Annotated in this window: 19 protein-coding genes; 14 read left to right on the plus strand and 5 right to left on the minus strand. The window is 58.7% G+C overall.

The window, feature by feature from the left end; genetic code table 11:
* Positions 1-40 precede the first annotated feature (40 nt).
* Positions 41-715, plus strand: a complete 675-nt coding sequence (locus CLV83_RS12640; RefSeq protein WP_132292872.1) for a cytochrome b/b6 domain-containing protein — start codon at positions 41-43, stop codon at positions 713-715.
* Between the two features lie 114 nt (positions 716-829).
* Here the strand turns inward: CLV83_RS12640 and CLV83_RS12645 are convergent, their stop codons facing one another.
* The 3 genes from CLV83_RS12645 to CLV83_RS12655 form a co-directional block, all read right to left on the minus strand.
* Positions 830-1,273 carry a c-type cytochrome gene (locus CLV83_RS12645; protein WP_165900304.1) on the minus strand — a complete coding sequence of 148 codons (444 nt, stop codon included), beginning with the start codon at positions 1,271-1,273 and terminating at the stop codon, positions 830-832.
* A 77-nt stretch (positions 1,274-1,350) separates the two neighbouring features.
* A complete protein-coding gene (fldB, locus tag CLV83_RS12650) occupies positions 1,351-1,866 on the minus strand; it encodes a flavodoxin FldB (RefSeq protein ID WP_132292878.1) in 516 nt (171 codons plus the stop codon).
* 124 nt (positions 1,867-1,990) lie between these two features.
* Positions 1,991-2,314: a phasin family protein gene (locus CLV83_RS12655; protein ID WP_132292881.1), complete on the minus strand. Its 324-nt coding sequence runs from the start codon at positions 2,312-2,314 to the stop codon at positions 1,991-1,993.
* Positions 2,315-2,442: 128 nt separating this feature from the next.
* Between CLV83_RS12655 and gloA the strand changes: the two genes are divergently transcribed.
* The 6 genes from gloA to CLV83_RS12685 all read left to right on the plus strand — a co-directional run bounded on the left by gloA (position 2,443) and on the right by CLV83_RS12685 (position 9,221).
* Complete coding sequence (gene gloA, locus CLV83_RS12660) at positions 2,443-2,835, plus strand: lactoylglutathione lyase (RefSeq protein WP_132292884.1); 393 nt, start codon at positions 2,443-2,445, stop codon at positions 2,833-2,835.
* A 227-nt stretch (positions 2,836-3,062) separates the two neighbouring features.
* Entirely contained in the window at positions 3,063-3,872 is an 810-nt protein-coding gene (locus tag CLV83_RS12665) for a tetratricopeptide repeat protein (RefSeq protein WP_132292887.1), read from the plus strand.
* Between the two features lie 77 nt (positions 3,873-3,949).
* Positions 3,950-4,423 (plus strand): RDD family protein, encoded by a 474-nt coding sequence (locus CLV83_RS12670; protein ID WP_132292890.1) that lies wholly within the window; start codon positions 3,950-3,952, stop codon positions 4,421-4,423.
* Between the two features lie 70 nt (positions 4,424-4,493).
* Positions 4,494-5,591, plus strand: a complete 1,098-nt coding sequence (locus tag CLV83_RS12675; RefSeq protein ID WP_132292893.1) for a response regulator — start codon at positions 4,494-4,496, stop codon at positions 5,589-5,591.
* 31 nt (positions 5,592-5,622) lie between these two features.
* Positions 5,623-6,168, plus strand: coding sequence for a heme NO-binding domain-containing protein (locus tag CLV83_RS12680; protein WP_132292896.1), 546 nt, complete (start codon positions 5,623-5,625; stop codon positions 6,166-6,168).
* Entirely contained in the window at positions 6,165-9,221 is a 3,057-nt protein-coding gene (locus CLV83_RS12685) for a PAS domain-containing hybrid sensor histidine kinase/response regulator (protein ID WP_132292899.1), read from the plus strand. The genes CLV83_RS12680 and CLV83_RS12685 overlap by 4 nt, the downstream gene beginning before the upstream one ends.
* 30 nt (positions 9,222-9,251) lie before the next feature.
* Here the strand turns inward: CLV83_RS12685 and lptG are convergent, their stop codons facing one another.
* Both lptG and lptF read right to left on the minus strand, forming a co-directional pair.
* Entirely contained in the window at positions 9,252-10,319 is a 1,068-nt protein-coding gene (lptG, locus tag CLV83_RS12690; RefSeq protein ID WP_132292902.1) for an LPS export ABC transporter permease LptG, read from the minus strand.
* Positions 10,316-11,476, minus strand: a complete 1,161-nt coding sequence (gene lptF, locus CLV83_RS12695) for an LPS export ABC transporter permease LptF (RefSeq protein ID WP_132292905.1) — start codon at positions 11,474-11,476, stop codon at positions 10,316-10,318. Before lptF ends, lptG begins: the two co-directional genes overlap by 4 nt.
* Before the next feature lie 206 nt (positions 11,477-11,682).
* Here lptF and CLV83_RS12700 point away from each other — a divergent pair, with 206 nt between their 5' ends.
* From CLV83_RS12700 to CLV83_RS12730, 7 genes are all read left to right on the plus strand, one after another.
* Positions 11,683-13,191: a leucyl aminopeptidase gene (locus CLV83_RS12700; RefSeq protein WP_132292908.1), complete on the plus strand. Its 1,509-nt coding sequence runs from the start codon at positions 11,683-11,685 to the stop codon at positions 13,189-13,191.
* Between the two features lie 16 nt (positions 13,192-13,207).
* Positions 13,208-13,639 (plus strand): DNA polymerase III subunit chi, encoded by a 432-nt coding sequence (locus CLV83_RS12705; protein WP_132292911.1) that lies wholly within the window; start codon positions 13,208-13,210, stop codon positions 13,637-13,639.
* Positions 13,640-13,660: 21 nt separating this feature from the next.
* On the plus strand, positions 13,661-14,593 hold the full coding sequence (locus CLV83_RS12710; protein ID WP_132292914.1) for a LysR family transcriptional regulator: 933 nt from the start codon (positions 13,661-13,663) through the stop codon (positions 14,591-14,593).
* A 90-nt stretch (positions 14,594-14,683) separates the two neighbouring features.
* Positions 14,684-15,715 carry a TRAP transporter substrate-binding protein gene (locus CLV83_RS12715; protein WP_132292917.1) on the plus strand — a complete coding sequence of 344 codons (1,032 nt, stop codon included), beginning with the start codon at positions 14,684-14,686 and terminating at the stop codon, positions 15,713-15,715.
* Between the two features lie 59 nt (positions 15,716-15,774).
* Positions 15,775-16,254, plus strand: coding sequence for a TRAP transporter small permease (locus CLV83_RS12720; RefSeq protein ID WP_104005621.1), 480 nt, complete (start codon positions 15,775-15,777; stop codon positions 16,252-16,254).
* A gap of 6 nt (positions 16,255-16,260) precedes the next feature.
* Positions 16,261-17,538 (plus strand): TRAP transporter large permease, encoded by a 1,278-nt coding sequence (locus CLV83_RS12725; RefSeq protein ID WP_132294307.1) that lies wholly within the window; start codon positions 16,261-16,263, stop codon positions 17,536-17,538.
* Between the two features lie 2 nt (positions 17,539-17,540).
* Complete coding sequence (locus CLV83_RS12730; RefSeq protein ID WP_132292920.1) at positions 17,541-18,335, plus strand: M15 family metallopeptidase; 795 nt, start codon at positions 17,541-17,543, stop codon at positions 18,333-18,335.
* Position 18,336: the final 1 nt, after the last annotated feature.

Raw genomic sequence — 18,336 nt, forward strand, 5'->3', positions numbered from 1 at the left:
CCATCCAGCCTGTCAGTGACGATTAAACGGAGCGCGATACATGGACGCGAGTACCAAAACCCAAGCACTTCCCGTGTGGGATGTTTTCACCCGTCTGTTTCACTGGGGCCTCGTGGGCGCCATCGGCTTCGCCTGGTGGAGCGGCGAAGAGGGCGGCCTGTGGATGAGCTGGCACATGATCGCCGGTTACGCCGTGGTCTCGCTGGTACTGTTCCGCCTGATCTGGGGTTTTACCGGCAGCCCTTACTCCCGCTTCCAGGAGTTCCTGCGCGGTCCGGGCTTTACCCTGGGCTACCTCAAGCAGGTGCTTACCGGTAAAGCGCCCACCTATACAGGTCACAACCCGCTGGGCGGCTGGATGGTACTGGCGCTGATTCTTTTGTGCGCCGTGCAGGGAATCACCGGTCTCTTCGCCACCGACGATATCTTTACCGAAGGACCGCTCACCTCCATGGTCAGTGGCGATACCGCCTCTTTCCTGACCAGTGTGCACAAGATCAACTTCAACATTCTGCTCGCCGCTGTGGGCTTGCACCTGCTGGGTGTGGTGTATCACCAGCGCTTCAAGCGTGAACCCCTGGTACAGGGGATGATCCACGGTCGCAAGCCGGTCAGCGATGTTCACAGTCACCCGGCACTGGCCCCGTTTATGCGCGGTGCTGTTGTTGCTGTTCTCGCAGTCGCACTGTTTGTAACGCTTTACTGGATCGGCTGATTCCCTACTCGAAAACACAGCCTGCAAAGACAGAAAAGGGCGCCCGAAGGCGCCCTTTTCTTGCCGCAGACCCCACACAGATCTCACGACATGTAATGGCTTTCGCGATAAAGATCAGTCGCGGAAGTTGTCGTGGCAGCCCTTGCAGGTTTTACCCACTTCAGCGAAGGCCGGCATGATGGTGCCCATATCGCCAGACTTGGAGGCTTCTGCCAGTGCTGCGGTGTTTTCCTGAAGCTTATCGAAACCGGCGCTGAACTGATCCATATCTTCCCAGATCGCAGGCAAGGCGTCGGTGTCACCCTCAGCGGAACCCTCGATAAAGCCCTCTTCCGCCATGTAGCTCAACTGGTTCAGCATTTCGGCACGACGGGTAAATTCGGCTGCATCATATTCGATATCGCCCTTGGCCATGCCTGCCATCGGACCGAAGTACCACTTGATCGCCTGGAACACGCCCTGGCGGTACTCGATAGCATCTTCTACATCGTTGGCGTAGACATTCAAACTACCAGCGAGCAGCGCACCACTCAGCGTTGCAATGACAAGCTTCTTCATTCTATAGATTCCTTCTATTGGGATGGTTTTCAACTTCATTAGACGTTGATCATGCATCAAGTTCCGCAATGCACAAATCAAATACCGAAGGCCGACAGCACTTCCGGCACCCAGCGTTCCACACGTTCGCTGGTTTCCCCAGACTGGGCATCTTCATCGATAGCCAGCCCGACAAACTGACTACGATCCTCGTTCAGCGCCTTGGACTCTTCAAACTCGTATCCTTCTGCCGACCAGGGCGCAACGAGCTCCGCTCCACGCTGCTGCAGCAGCTCTGCCAGTAGCCCCATGGCATCTACGAACCATTCGCCGTAGCCGATCTGGTCGCCAAGGCCGAACAACGCCACCCGGCGGCCGCTGAAATCGAGCAGTTTCAGCTCCTCCCAGATCGCCTCCCAATCTTCCTGCAGCTCACCATAATCCCAGGTGGAGATGCCGAAGATCAGACATGCGTATCCATTGATACTGGTCACCGGTTCCACGGCCAGGTCGTGCAGATCAACATTTTCACCGCCGATAAGCCCGGCGATCTGCTCCGCAACCGCTTCTGTATTCCCGGTGGTGCTGGCGTAGAAAAGGCCAATCTTTTCCATCTATTAATCCGTATCGCTAACGTAAAACAACAAAAAAGCAGCCTCCGCTGGCTGCTTTTCAATTTTAACCGACTTGCGTTTCAAACGACTTACTTTCAAACAACCTCTTTTCCAAGCCGAAATCTTAACCGCTGAACTTGTCCATCGCGCCCTTGGTAAGCGTTTCCATCGCCTCTCTGGCCTGAGTCAGCGCCTTCAGGTTTTGCTGATTGGCGGATTTGAGCGTGTCTTCCAGCTCTTTGGCATAGGCCTGCTGAAGCTGTAGGATATCGCCGGGTGTTTTACAGTTTTGCAGTTCCTGCGTTTGATGCACGGTGGCCTCGATACAAGCCTTGGTGCAGTCCATCTGATGACGAGTCAGCTCTTCGAGCATTTTCGTCTGGATATCGACCAGCTCCTTAAACGGCTCCATCGACTGGCTGAACATTTTGTTCATATCTTGAAACATGCCGCACCCCATCCTTATGTTATTTACTTATAGAGGAAGCTACTGACGTTAATGCAGTTTCCTTTAATTAAGCATTGTAGACTTATCTTCGCAAGACGCCGTTTGGCAAATTTTCACGAGGTATTCCCATGCGCTTTCTACACACCATGATCCGAGTCGGTGACCTGGACAAATCGATCTCCTTTTACACCGACATCCTCGGTATGAAACTGCTGCGCCGCAAAGACTACCCGGAAGGTAAATTCACCCTCGCCTTTGTCGGTTATGGCGACGAGTCCGAGCAGGCAGCCCTGGAGCTGACCCACAACTGGGACACCAGCGCCTACGATCTGGGCAGCGGTTATGGCCATATCGCCATCGAAGTTGAAGACGTTTACGCCGCCTGTGACGCGATCAAAGCCAAGGGCGGCGAAGTGGTTCGCGAAGCCGGTCCGATGAAACACGGCACCAGTATTCTGGCGTTCGTCAAAGACCCGGATGGTTACATGATCGAGCTGCTCAGCCCTCAGCGTAAAGACTGACGAGCCGGCTTAATTCGTTGGAGGTGAAGTCTCCCCAAGGCTGCGCCCGCCGGCGAAATCCGGTACAATTCGCAACCATATTAGAAGAAACTTAAGTTACTCCTAATGTTCGGATCCAGCTTTTCCGGACCTTGCGGGGTAGATATGTAGCCGAATGCAGAGTTTACCGGCGGGCCCGCCCAACGCGGGCCCGGGACAGTCAGTTATTTCGCAAGGCATGGGTTTTAATGAAAAAGATCGCACTGATGACAACCGCCGGCCTGCTGCTCAGCTTCCAAGTTGAGCTGGCCTCAGCCGCTTCGATCAGCGCTGCGAAGCGCGCCTTTGATGAGCAGAACTACTCCGAAGCGATGGCGGAACTAACCCCTCTGGCACAAGAGGGCAATGCAGACGCACTGAATATGCTCGGCAAGATGTACGAAAACGGCTGGGGCGTCGAAGCAGACGTCGATCAGGCCAAGCGCTATTACGAGCGCGGCGCACGCCAGGGCAACCTGGAAAGCGTCAACGGCCTGCGCGCCCTGAAAAACCGCGAGTTCAAGAAAGAGTTCGATAGCCTGCTGCCGGATGCTGAATCCGGTAACGCCAGCGCACAGAACCGCATTGGCGAAATGTACGAGTTTGGCCAGGGCGTAGACCGCGATGCAGATACCGCCTTCAGCTGGTATCAGAAAGCCGCCGATCAGGGCAACATCACCGCCTGGCACAACCTGGGTCGTGCCTACAACTTCGGCACCGGTGTCGAGCAGAACTACGAAACCGCCGAGCAGTGGTATCTGAAGGCTGCCGAGCAGGGCCATCAACAGGCGATGTTCTTCCTCGGTACGCTTTACGCCACCAATCACGGCACCGATACCAGCAAGGATTCCGACGTTATTGCCTACGCCTGGCTATACAATGTGGCCGAGCAGGGTGACCGTACGGCCCGCGCCATCGAGAGCCGCATGAAGATGAAACTGACCGACGCCCAGCTCAGCGAAGCCCAGGCGCTGGCTAAGGAGTACAAGAGCCAGTACGTCGATCCGTTCAGCAACTGAGTTCTTAATCACAAGAGATCGGGCGGGCAACCTCCAGGGACTGCCCGCTTCTCCTCCCGCCCAGGACGCCCCCGAACATGCAACGCCCCTTTCGAGAAGAGATCAGCGATATCCGTCCAGCCAGTTTCGGCAAACGGCTCATGTCCATGGTGTACGATGGTCTGATCCTGGTTTCGATCTGGATCGGTGTCGCCATCGTCGGCACCCTGATTAACCACGGCGGAGTGATCACGCCGCTAGGACGCGCCGCGATGCAATCGGCCGCCTTTTGCTGCAGCTTTCTGTTTTTCGGATATTTCTGGACCAAAAACGGCCAGACCCTCGGTATGCAGGCTTGGCGACTGCGCGTACAGACCTTCGATGGCCAGCGCATCAGCTGGACCCAGGCACTGATCCGTTTTCTCTGTGCTATCGTTTCATGGATTCCTGCGGGACTGGGCTACCTGTGGATGCTGTTCGGCGACGAGCGTCTGACCTGGCATGACCGCTGGTCCGAAACCAGCGTGGTCAGCCTGCCAAAGCGAGAGAAAAACAAAAAGTCCGGCAGCTAGTCAGCACTCGACACGACTTCACTCGGTCGGATAGTGTTAACAACAATTACAACAGACTCATGTCGCCGCCATGCAGACAGATGACAATCGCTACACCCTTCTGATCGTAGACGATGAACCGATCAACATCTCGGTACTGTCGGATATTCTCAAGGACAAATATCGTATTCTTGCGGCTCGCAACGGTGAGCAGGCGCTTACTCGCGCCCGGGGTGATATTACGCCTGACCTGATCCTGCTCGATATCATGATGCCGGAGATGGATGGTTACGAGGTCTGCCGCCGCCTGAAGCAGGATCCCCAGACTGCGGAGATCCCGGTGATTTTTGTCACCGCAATGACCCAGGAACTGGACGAATCCGCCGCCTTCGATGTTGGCGCCGTCGACTACATCACCAAGCCGGTGCGCCCCGCTATCGTGCAGGCCCGTGTTCGCGCCCAACTGGAGCTGCAGTGGCATCGCCGCCGTCTGTCCGACGATAACCGGCGCCTCGATGAAATGGTTCGCGAACGCACCGCCGAGCTGTACAACACCCAACAGGTCACGATCCACGCCATGGCTACCCTGGCGGAAACCCGTGACAACGAGACCGGCAACCATATCCGCCGCACCCAGTATTACGTCAAAACTCTGGCAGAAGCACTGCGGGAGATGGGCGACTATCCCGAACTGACCGACGAAAATATCGACCTGCTCTACCGTTCGGCACCGCTGCACGATATCGGCAAGGTGGGGATTCCCGATGCGATTCTGCTCAAGCCGGGCAAACTTGATGACGCTGAATTCACCATCATGAAAACCCACGCGGAGCTGGGCGGCGCCGCCATCGACGAAGCGGAAAAATCCCTCTGCAACCCGGACAACTCTTTTCTGCGCTACGCTCGCCAGATCGCCTATTGCCACCATGAAAAATGGGATGGCTCCGGCTATCCTCAGGGACTCAAGGGAGAAGATATCCCCCTGGCCGGCCGACTGATGGCATTGGCGGATGTCTACGATGCGCTGATCTCCCGCCGTGCCTACAAGGAACCTTTCACCCACGAGCGCGCACGTGAACTGCTGCTGGAAGGCAAGGGCAAGCACTTCGACCCCGCCGTGGTTGAGGCCTTCTTGAAAGTCGAAAACAGCTTCATTGATATAGCCAAACGCTTCTCGGACGAAGACTGACCCTTTCACCTGTTACAACGGGAGAATTGTGATGCTAGGCGTTGTCTACACAAGCTTTATCGAGATGGTCGAGGAGAAATTTTCTCCCGAGGTGGCAGACCAGCTACTGGAGAACCCTCAGCTTCAATACGGCGGCATCTACACTGCGGTCGGCTCCTACGAACACCATGACATCATCCGCATGGCTGTTCACCTCAGCGAGATCAGCGGCATTCCCGCAGACGACCTGGTCCCGGTTTTCGGCGAATACCTGTTCCACCAGTTGGTAGAGCGTTACCCGCAGATGGTTGACGGTTGCGACAACCTGCTCGATTTTCTCCAAGGCATTGAAACCAGTGTCCACACCCAGGTTCGTGCCCTCTACCCAAGCGCCCAGCTCCCGCGCTTCGAGTGCATTCGAGAGGACAGCAATCATCTGACCATGCATTACGAATCCAAGCGCCCCTTCGTCAATCTGGCGCGGGGCCTGATCCAGGGAGCCGCGAATTATTTCGGACAGGATTACCAGGTCGAGGTCATACGCTCCCGCGAAACGGCCGATAACAAAGCCAGCTTTTACATCACAACGACAATATGACCGACGAAGCTATCTGGCAAAGACGCCTGGACAGGGAGCGAGCGGCCCGTAAAGAAGCGGAGCGACTGCTGGAGAACAAGGCCGCCGAGCTGTTTGCTGCCAACCAGCAGCTTGAGCAGGAACGCTCCCAACTGACCGCATTGATAGAAACGGTGGAGTCATCAGTTAACCAGCTGCTGCATGAGGCGACTTCTACCACAGACGACAGCCACATCAGCACCGCCGCACTCCCCTCATTGCTCGCCGGCCTGATCAAAGACAACAGTCGTGTTCAGAAGCTGCTGGCGCGACAGAAGTTCGCCCTGGATGAGCATGCCATCGTCAGTATCAGCGATACGAACGGCATCATTACCTACGTCAACGACCGCTTCTGCAAACTCTCCGGCTACGCCCGTGAAGAGATTCTCGGGGGCACCTACGACCTGGTGCACTCCGATTACCATTCCGCCGAGTTCTTCGAGCAGATGGATCAGCAGATACACCGTGGCGAGGTCTGGAGTGGCGAGATCAACTCCCGGGCGAAGGACGGCAGCAGCTTCTGGGTCTCGGCCACCATCGTGCCAATTTTCGATGAGAATAATGACCCGGTGGAATTCATTGCGATACAGACCGACCTGACTGGTTCCAAGGCACTTGAGCAGGCGCTCAAAGAGGAGAAGAACTTCCTTAAAAACCTCACCGACAGTATGGATGAGGGCGTTTACGTCATTGATGGCCAGGGTATCTGCCTGTTTATCAACGAGGCCGCCGCCCGTCTGCTCGGCCGCCAGCGGGAGGAGTGCCTCAACCGCAGTCTGCACCCAAGCGTGATGGCAGGATTCGACAACTGGCCCGAAGACCCTGTGCTCAGCAATCTGGGCGAAAGCCGCGAGCAGAAAGAGCAGCACTTTGAATTCCTCCGTCACGATGGCTCCGTTTTTCCGGTCAGCCTGATCGCCAGTCCTCTGGTGCAGGATGACTCACAGCGACGTGCCGTCTGTGTAATCCGCGATATCAGCACCACCCGCCAACTGGAAGAAGCCCGCGAGAAAGCGCTACGCGACGCTCAAGCCACAGCTGCTGCGAAGTCCAGCTTCCTCTCCAACATGAGCCACGAGATCCGCACACCACTCAACGCTCTGCTCGGCTTCAGCAATATGCTGCTGCAGTCCCCGCTGGAGCCAAAGCAGAAGGATTACGCCAATAAGATCCGCGTTTCCGCTCACAATCTGCTCGAAGTGGTCGACGATGTGCTCGACTTCTCCGACCTGGATGCAGGCACGCTGCAGCTGCGCAACAGCGGTTTCGACCTGGATGAGGTGCTGCAGGCGGTCTACGACGGTGAATGGGTGCAGACGCAGGACAAGGGACTGACTCTGGAGATGGAAAACCTGGCCGAAGATACCCACCGGCTGATCGGCGACCCTCTGCGACTGCGCCAGATCCTGGTGAAACTGACCAACAATGCCATCAAGTTCAGCTCCCGAGGCCGGATCAGGGTGGCGGTCAGCAGCGAGCAGCGCAGCGCAGAACTACTTCAGCTAAGGATTTCGGTGTCGGACCAGGGCGTGGGAATCAGCCCGGACAAACTGGCGCTCCTGGGCACCCCATTTTCCCAGGGCGACAGCTCCACCACACGCCGGTTCAGCGGCACAGGGCTAGGCCTGTCGATCTGCTACCGCCTTGCTCACACCATGGGTGGCGTTATCGATGTCAGCAGCCGGGAGGGTGAAGGCAGCTGTTTCAGCCTGCAGCTGGAGCTGCCTTTCCAGCCCACCTCACCAACCGTTGTACGACAGCAAAACCTGCGTCTTATCGACCCTCTGGGGCGACTTGCTCCCCTGTGCCGACAGCTCGGTTATCCGACACTGGATAGCATCGGCCGCACAGAAACTGAAGCCGACGCCACGATTGCCGACCTGTTTGCCTCGGGCAATGACGAGGAGATCGATCACTGTACCGACGACCATCCGCTGGTGCTGGTGGCGTCACCCGAGCAGCTGGAGCGCTTCAACGCCGAGCGCAGCGTCAGGAAAGCGGAAGGTTGCAGCCTGCTAACAGCACGGGCCCTGGCCACGGCTCTGGACACCGCGTTTTCCGCACCGACAACACCGCATATTCTGCTGGTAGAAGACAACGCCATAAACGCCCTGATTGCGCGTCGGATGATTGAACGCCTGGGTCTGAAAACCAGCCACTGCCAGAGCGGAGAGGAAGCGATCAGTCTGAGCCACGAAAAAAGCTTCAGCCTGATCCTGATGGATATCGAGATGCCCGGCCTCAACGGTTACGAAACAAGCCGTAAAATCCGGGATACTGGCGACCGCACGCCGATCATCGCCCTTACGGCACACAATGAAGCCGAATGTCTCGCGCAGGCGCAGGAGGCCGGCATGGACGATCTGCTCGGCAAACCGCTGGATATAGGCCCTTTGCGGGAATGCCTTGCCCGCTGGAAGATAAACCCGGAGAGCCCCCAGAACTCAGTGTCCTTCGATACCCAATCGGCACTGCGCCGCTTCGGTGGCGACGAGCAGCTGCTCAAACATCTTTGCGATCAGTTCATCGAGCAGCACAGTGAGGATGCGCAACGCATAGAAGTTGCCATCGCCAAGCAGGATAGGTCACAGGCAGCGCTGATTACCCACTCGCTGAAGGGGATCGCCGGTAACCTTGCGCTGGCCGAGCTGAAACAACAGAGCGGCACCCTGGAGACCTCCCTGCGCCGCAACATGCTGCCAACCGAGGCACAGCTGAGCGCTTTCAGGCAGTCTCTGGAACAGGCTATCGAAGCGATGCGAAGCTATTCGCAACCTGCCAGCGCGAGCGAGACACGGGAAACGGTGCAAACGCTGGCGATCAATGACAAACAGGTAGCGACAACCCTGGACGAGCTTATCCAGCTTCTGGAGTTGGGTGATATCGACAGCATTGAAAAGGCCCGGCGACTGGCGGAGATCACACCGCCGGGACCGCTGGCAGCCCCGGTCGCCCGCCTGCTGAAACAGGCGGACAATTTCGATTTCGACGCGGCGCTCGGCAGTGCAACCCGGCTGCGGGAAAATCTGACCTGACGCCTGAACGGGCGAGCCGCCAGCCGCGGGCTAACCTGCCCGGCGCAGCAGCCAGAACCCTGCCACAAAGCAGAGTACGATCGGTGTGGCCACCGCCATCAGCGGCTCAAAACCAAACACACTGCTGGCGGGGCCGAGCATATCCTGGGCAAACTTGAAGCAGACACCGCAGATCACGCCTGCGATGACCCGTTGACCCGCCGTTACATTACGCAGCGGCCCAAAGATAAAGGATACGCCGATCAACACCAGCGCCGCGATGGAAAGCGGCTGCAGCAGCTTGCCCCACATCGCGAGGCGGTAGGAATCGGAGTTCACCCCCTGCTCGTCCAGATACCCGGCATAGCTGGACAGGCCGGTAATCGAAAGATCCATAGGCTCGACGATAATCACCGACAGCAGGTTCGGAGTCAGGCCGGTACTCCAGTGTTCCTCGGGCTCCTCACCCGCTTCGGTACGGTTATCGACAAAGCGGGTATCGCGCACATCTTTCAGGATCCAGCCATCATCGGTCGCCTCACCAATACGCGCAAAGCTGGAACGCAGTAACTTGCGCTGGTCATCAAATTCGTAGCGTGTAACCCCGTGAATAGAGCCGCCGGGCTCAATCGCCGCGATGTGGATGAACTCGTTACCCTCGCGGTGCCAGGCGCCCTCCTCGGCGTCCAGCACCCCATCCTTGGCCTTGGCGATGGCACGGCTGTTGACCGCCACCTGCTCGCTCACCGGGGCGATATACTGACCCAGCGCCAGCTCGATCACCATCAGCAGGAGCACAGGCTTAAACACCGCCAGCACGATACGGGCGGTAGAGAACCCCGAGGCTCGCATCACCGTCAGTTCGGACTGACTCGCCAGAGAACCCAAACCGATCAAACAGCCGACCAGCGCGCTCAGAGGCAGCATCTCGTAGATTCGCTTCGGCGTGGTCATCGCCAGATAGCCAAGCATCTTGACGAAGGTGTACTGCTCGGTGAGTTCTTCCAGTTCATCGATCAGGGCCGACAGCAGATCCAGGCCGACGACAATCAGCAGCACTACGCCGATGGCTGACAGCACATGGCGGGCAATGTAGCGATCCAGTTGTCCGAAAATCATGCTTCACCCTCCGGCCTATTCTCTGGGCCCGTCTCCGCATCAACCTCTGAATCCGGTTTGCGCTTGCGGAAACTGGGCAGCGAAGGCAGGCGGCTGAACACCGCTTCCCAGAAGCGGTCGGCAAAGATCAGGTTCGCCGCCAATGCCAGGAAGCCCAGATGGATACCCCAGAGCGCCCAGACACCGATTTTCTCATCCTCGATGGCGGAACGGGTTGCGGTCAGCAGCGTGACATAGAGAAGGTAGATAATGATCGACGGAATCAGCTTGGCAAAACGGCCCTGGCGCGGATTGGTGCGCGACAGCGGCACCGCAATTAGTGTAACGATAAAGGCCAGCACCGGCAGTGACAGGCGCCAGTGCAGCTGAGCGCGCTCCTCGGCCCCCGTCGCGTTGAACAGATCCAGAGTGGGTACGGCTTCAATCTCGTTAATATCGGCCGCCTGCGCCTCCGGCAGGCGGATACCGTACTCGCCATACTGGGTGATGCTGTAATCCGCTTTACCCGGCTGGCCATCCACACGGTAGCCGTTTTCAAGCACCAGGAAGCGCCCCTGGCCATCAATGCTTCTTTGACTCGCACTTTGCGCCACCAGCAGCATCGGATGGCCATCCTCGTTGCGCTGGGCGATGAAAACCTCCTGCAGCGCTGAACTTTCCTGATCCAGACTCTGGGCATAGGTGACCTGCCGCCCATTGCTCTGCGACTGGAAACGCCCCGGTGTCAGCAGCTCAAGCTCACTGCGGGCATCCTGCTGGGCAAAAATGGTTTTGGCCTCACCGACGCCCCAGGGCGCAACCATCAGCGATATGCCCGCGACGATAGCGGAGATCAGCACGGCTGGCCCCAGCGCATAGACCACCAGGCGCTTGTGGCTCACGCCGCAGGCGCGTAGCACCACCATCTCGCTTTCCAGGTAAAGGCGACCAAAGCCGAGCAGGATGCCGAGAAACAGCCCCAGCGGCAGCAGAAGTTCGAGGAATCCGGGAATACGGTAGGCCAGCACCAGCAGCACAAAGTCTGCATCCAGCTTGCCGGTGGCCGCCTCGGTCAGATACTTGATCAACCGGGCGCTGGTGATAATCAGCAGCAATACCGCAGTCACTGCGGTGGTGGAGATCAAAACCTCGCGGGAGAGATAACGAAAAATGATCAAAACTCAATCCCTGTCGCGAATACTGAAAGGATGGTGTTCGGCGGGATGGACCTGCCGCGGTTAAAAAAGTGCCGAGTCTGGCACTGCTTCCCTTAACCGCTGTATAGTGCGGCGAGTACGAAGGAAGCGATAGACTTAATTCGTAGCGTCCTTATAGGCGGGGCATTATCCCGCAATCAGTCTGCAATGTCTTGTATGGAGTCGTCATGGATTTCGAGATCGTCAATGGCCCGGTGGAAACTCTGGAAACCGATTGTATCGTCGTCGGTGTTGAAGCGGAGGGCAAACTCTCCCCGTCGGCTGCAGCCCTGGATAAAGCCTCTTCCGGCTACATCAGCGAGCTGGTCGAGAACGGCGACATCACCGGCAAGGCAGGTGAACTGATCACCCTGTTCAAGCTGCCGGGCCTGAAAGCACGCCGTGTGATGGTGCTCGGTCTGGGCAAGGCAGACGAGCGTAAGGACCGTCACTACCGAAAACTGGCCACTGCGCTCACCGGCGGCTTGAAGAAAGCCGGCGTTGCCAGCGCGGTGATCTCCCTGGACGGCCTCGCCTCCGATCAGGACGACACCTACCGCCAGACCCGTCAACTGGTGGAGTGGATCACCGCCGAGCTGTACCAGTACGACGCCACCAAGAGCAAAAAAGCGGACCCGATCAAGCTGGAGAAGGTCGCGCTGGTATTGTCAGAAGATGATACCGAGCTGGGTGAAGGCGCTCTGCTCGACGGCGTATCCATCGCCAACGGCGTCAACAGCGCCCGCGAAGTGGCGAACCTGCCGGGCAATATCTGCACACCGAGCTACCTGGCTGAGCGCGCCATCGCCCTGGCGGAAACCTACGAAAGCATCGAAGTCGAAGTGCTCGATGAAGCACAGATGGAAGAGCTGGGCATGGGCTCCCTGCTGTCCGTCGGCCGCGGCAGCGCCGAACCCTCCAAGCTGATCGTCATGCGCTACACCGGCGCCGACGACGCCAACGAGAAGCCCCATGCCCTGGTCGGCAAGGGCATCACCTTTGATACCGGCGGCATCAGCCTGAAGCCGGGCGCGGCCATGGACGAGATGAAGTACGACATGGGCGGTGCCGCCAGCGTACTCGGTGCCATGGAAGCGGTAGCCGAGATGCACCTGTCGATTAACGTGGTCGGCGTGATCGCTGCCGCCGAAAACATGCCGGGCAGCAAGGCCACCAAGCCGGGTGATATCGTCACCACCATGTCCGGCCAGACCGTTGAGATTCTGAACACCGATGCAGAAGGCCGCCTGGTACTCTGCGACGCCCTGACCTACGTGGGCCGCTACGAGCCGCAGAGCGTAGTCGATATCGCCACCCTGACCGGCGCCTGCATTATCGCCCTGGGCCATCAGGCTACCGGCCTTTTGAGTAACGATGACGATCTGGCCGAATCCCTGCTGGATGCCGGCGACTACGCTGCCGATCGCGCCTGGCAGCTGCCGCTCTGGGACGAGTTCCAGGAGCAGCTGGATTCCAACTTTGCCGATATCGCCAACATCGGTGGTCGTCCGGCAGGCACCATCACCGCCGCCTGCTTCCTGTCCCGCTTTACCACCGAGTACCGCTGGGCACACCTGGATATCGCCGGTGTAGCCTGGAACAGCGGCAAGGCGAAAGGCGCTACCGGTCGCTGCGTACCACTGCTGAGCCAGTACCTGCTGGATCTGTCAGAGCAGAAAGACCTGGCTGAAGACTGAGACTGAAAACGATCCGATGAGTCGCGCCGACTACTACATCCTCGCAGAAGCCGACCGGGACAGCCGTGAGCAGTTCCTCTGCCGGCTCTGCGAGAAGGTGCTTGCCCTGGGCAAGCGGATCTATATTCATGTCTCGGACGAGACCGAGGTGGAGCGTCTCGACACCCACCTCTGGTCGTTCCGCGCCGATGCCTTTATACCCCATGTGATTCTTGGCAAAACCCCGTCCGCACCGATAGAGATCGGCTGTGGCGAGCAGCGCCCGGATCATCAGGAGGTATTTATCAACCTGGCCCTGCAGCTGCCCGAGGATGCCTTCGCCTTTGAACGCATTGTCGAGATCGTGGTGCAGGACGCAGAGGTGCTCGGCGCGACCCGTCTTAACTACCAGCGCTGCCGCGACCAGGGCATCGAGCTGCACCGCAACGATATGCGTCAACGCCAGTAAAGCTGCGAACAAGCCCCACCCATGCGCCAACTTAACCCTCGTGCTCTTGAGTACCTCAATGCCCTGTCGCGCTCCGGCAGTCTACGTAAGGCGGCCGCGCGTCTTGGCGTCGATCCCGCCTCCGTCAGTCGGCTGATCAGCCAGCTGGAACAGGCCGTGGAGATGCCGGTCTGGGATCGCAGCAACAGCCAGGCACCGCTGACCGAAGCGGGCAACGAGCTGCTCGTCTACTACCGGCAGATGCGCGCCAACGAGGCGGCGGCGCTGTCACGGATCCACGATCTGAAGGAGCTGCAGCGTGGTCAGATAAGCATCGCGTTGGGCGAGGGCTTTATCACCGACCTGATCTCCTCCTCGCTGCAGAGCTTTCTCGCTGCCTACCCGGGTATACGGTTGAGTATCCAGATGGCCGGCGCACTGAATGCCGTACAGCTTTTGGAAGACAACCAGATCGACTTTGCGGTCACCTACGCCTCGGCGCCGAACCCCAAGCTGCATAACCATGTAGAGACCCTGCATCCGCTGGATCTGATCGTTCCGGCCCAGCATCCGCTAAGTAGCCGGGACACTCCGCTCGCGCTGAACGAGATCGCCGACTATCCGCTGGCACTGATCGACAGCACCACCGGCATGGGACGGCTGGTCAACCTGGCCCAGGAGAGCAATCATCTGCGCCTGGAACCGCACCTGAAGACCAACTCGGTATCGGTGTTGAAGAGCTTTGTCTCCGCCGGCATCGGTATCACCTTCATGCCCGCGCTCACCGTCAGCTCCGAGATCGAGGCGGGCATTATCAAGGCACTGCCGATGCAGGATGGAGTACTCGCCAATGCCCGGGCCCGTGTGCTCAGTATCGCTGGCCGCGATCTGACATTGCCGGCCCAGGCGCTGCTGGATCACCTGAAACGTCATACTCAGTTTCTGAATAGCGACGTTTCGCCCCATCTTCGTTGACTTAAAAGCAACACAAACCCCATTGAAAGGTCAACAACGCAACGGATACTGTGACCCTCAGGTTACTGACAACAATACTAGGGAGAGATCATGACCTCACAGCGTTTCATCAAGAAGCCCCTGAGCCTGCTGAAAGGCCTGGTTCTCGGTGCTGGCCTGGCTACTGCCTGCAGCCTGCAGGCGCAGACCATCAACCTGAGCTACAACGGCGCGCCCGACGCGGAAAAGAACGCCGTTCACCTGTTCGCCTCCAACCTGAAGAAGCTGGTTGAAGAGAAAACCGGCGGCGAGCTGGAGCTGAAACTCTACCCCAACAGCATGCTGGGTGAAGAGCAGGAGCGGATGGAACAGGTCATGAACACCCCCAGCCTGAACATCGCCTCTTTCGGCGGCGTCTCTCCGCAGTTCCCGGAGATCTTTGTCAGCGCGATTCCGTTCATGTTTGATGGTTTCGACAGTGCCCGTGATTTCTTCGACAACGGTGAATACTGGAAAGCCTCCCAGGAAGAGTTCTACAACCGTACCGGCGCCCGCATCCTGGCGGTGGTTGAAGAGGGCGGTTTCCTGGCGTTCACCAACAACGAGCGTCCGATCCACTCGCCGGCCGACTTCGACGGCCTGCGCTTCCGAGCCATGGACAAGAGCCAGGTAGCCCTGTTCGAATCCTTCGGCGCTTCCGGCACCCCGATCCCCTGGACCGAGGTTTACATGGCGCTGCGCACCGGTGTGGCCGATGGCCAGATGAACCCGCCGATGTACATCATCCTCGGCAGCCTGTTTGAGGTGCAGAAGTACCTGACCCTGGCTGATATCCAGTACTCCGACCAGTTCCTGATCGGTAACGGCGAGCTGATCGACAGCCTGTCCGAAGAAGATCGCAAAGCGCTGCAGGAAGCCGTGGTTGAAGCCAACGAGATCAACCGTGAAGCGGTGGAATCTCAGGTCGAGTCACGCGTGAAGTTCCTGGAAGAACAGGGTATGGAAGTGTACAAGCCGACCGAAGCAGAACTGGCTGAATTCCAGCAGATCGGTCAGCCCTCCTACATCGAATGGCTGAAAGAGCAGAACATCGACCAGAAATGGATCGACAGCGCTCTGAAGGATGCCGGTCTGGCGCAATAACCAGAACGCGTGGGTACTTCAGTCTGAATGCCGGGGTACCCACCTCGAGACCTTAGCTTATGATCGAAACACTGCGCACGCGTCTGTCCCAGGGGCTGTTGCTGCTGGCCTGCTCTCTGCTGGTCATCAACCTGGCGATACTGCTCTACGGCGTCTTTGCGCGTTACTTGCTTAATGCATCGCCGATCTGGATGGATGAGCTTGCCCGCTACCTGGTGATAGCCAGCGTCATGCTCTGCGCCGGCACCGTCTATCTGCGCGATGAGCACATGCGGGTCAATATCATCAACCGCTTCGCCACCGGCCGCTGGGGCCAGTTGCTGGCGCTCTATCACTGGCTGGTTGTCCTGTTGCTGACCGGTTTTATCGCCTGGGTCAGCGCCCGCTACGCGATCTCCATCCAACGTTTCATGACACCGGGACTTGGCATCAGCAAGAGTATCCCTCTGCTGAGTCTACCCATCGGTTTTGGCGCACTCTGCCTGCTGACGCTGCTCCGCGGCCCCGTGACCCATACCGCGCACTCAACTGAGAACTGATCCATGATGCTAGCTTCGATGCTGGCGGCGTTTGTCGCCAACGTTCTACTGGGGCTGCCCCTGTTTGTCTGTCTGCTGCTGGCTGCGGTGGTCGGTTTCTTTTTCGTCGATCTGTCGCTGCTGCCGCGCATGCTGCCGCAACAGCTGTTCGCCGGCATCGACGTATTTTCGCTGATGGCGATTCCGCTGTTTATCCTGGCCGGTAACCTGATGAACAGCGCCGGTCTGACCCCGCGCCTGATCGACCTGGCCAAGGCGCTGGTGGGCCACCTGCGCGGTGGACTCGGCTACGTCAACGTGGTTTCCAGCGTGTTCTTCGCCGGCGTTAACGGCTCGGCGGTAGCGGATACCTCCGCGCTGGGCTCGCTGCTGGTTCCGGCAATGAAGAAAGAGGGCTACTCCACCGCCTACGCGGCGGGCCTTACCGCCGGTAGCTCGCTGATCGGACCGATTATTCCGCCCAGCATTTTCATGATTCTGTACGCCTCACTGACCAATACCTCGGTGGGTGATCTGTTCCTCGCCGGCGTAATTCCGGGCCTGATCCTCGGCGTTGCCTTCATGATCATGAACTGGGCCTATGCCCGCAAGGCGCAGCTGGCGGTGACCGGCACCCGTCCTACGCTCAGGGGTGTGACCGTCGCACTGTTCCAGGCCGCTCCCGCGCTGATGGCGCCGTTTATTATCGTCGCCGGTATCGTGTTCGGTTTTGTGACCCCCACCGAATCCGGTGCGCTGATCGTGGCCTACGCCGTTGCCGCCGGCCTGTTCAGCCGTCATCTGGACTGGCAGGGGATTAAATCCGCGGTTTGCGAAACCACCCGGCTTTCCTGCGCTATATTCCTGATTATTGCCGCGTCTGCGGTGGTGAGCTGGCTGCTGGCGTTTGCCCAGGTGCCGAGCGAGTTCTCGGTGCTGCTGGCGCCCTTCTCCGACAGCCCGATCATCACCCTGCTGCTGCTCAGCCTGATCACCTTTGTCACCGGCATGCTGATGGAAGAGGTTTCCGCGCTGATGCTGCTGACACCGGTATTCCTGCCGGTAGCGATGCAGGCGGGTGTGGATCCGGTTCACCTGGGGATTATCGTCACCATGAACATCACCATCGCGCTGATCACGCCGCCCATGGGCGCCTGCGTATTCGTCGCCGCGGCGGTGAGCAAACTGGATCTGAGCGTCATGTTCCGCGCGATCTGGCCCTTTGTACTGGTGGCCCTGTGTACCCTGATCCTGCTGATTTTACTGCCTCAAATTACTCTGTTCCTGCCAGAGCTGCTGGGATAACCATGACAGACAACGCTACAACACCGCTTCAAGCAGACAATGCTGCACCGATAGACCAGGTGATTCCGTCCATTCCGATGCCGGACTGGGAGAGCCTGCGCGCCATGCCACTGGAAGAAAACCAGGAACCGCTGCTGCCGCTGAGCCTGAGCCCGGTGATCACCACCTACCCGGCTTACTACAAGATGGGCGTGCCCAACGCCATGGATGAGTGCTTCGTGCGCCGCAGCGTCTTCGATCGCCTGATCGAAGCGAACCGCCTGCTGCCTGAGGGGCTGCGGCTGGTGGTGCTGGACGGCTGGCGGCCGTTTATCGTCCAGCAGTACCTGTTCGATACCCTGAACAACCTGATCCAGCACGCCAAGCCCGAGCTCAGCGCCGAGGAGCAATACGCCTTTGCCCGCACCCTGGTCTCTCCACCCAGTGCCGATCCCGTGGCGCCGAGTCCGCATCTGACCGGTGGTTCCGTGGATGTCACCCTCAGCGATACCGATGGCCACCTGCTGGATATGGGCACCCTGTTCGATGAGGCCAGCCCGCTCTCCTGGAGCGCCGCGCTTGAGGAACAGGGTGACAGCTGCAGTAACGAGGAAGCCCGCACCAACCGCCGTATCCTCTACAACGTGATGACCGCGGTGGGCTTTACCAACCTGCCCAGCGAGTGGTGGCACTACGACTTCGGCAACCAGCTCTGGGCGCTGAACAGGGGCGAGCCAAAGGCCGTTTACAGCGCCACCCGTCCACCGGGTGTTGAGCGTCTCTGGCAGCGCCAGCTGGGACTGAAACCAGGCATTTGAC

This window comes from Marinobacterium mangrovicola (genome assembly GCF_004339595.1).
Taxonomy (GTDB): Bacteria; Pseudomonadota; Gammaproteobacteria; order Pseudomonadales; family Balneatricaceae; genus Marinobacterium_D; species Marinobacterium_D mangrovicola.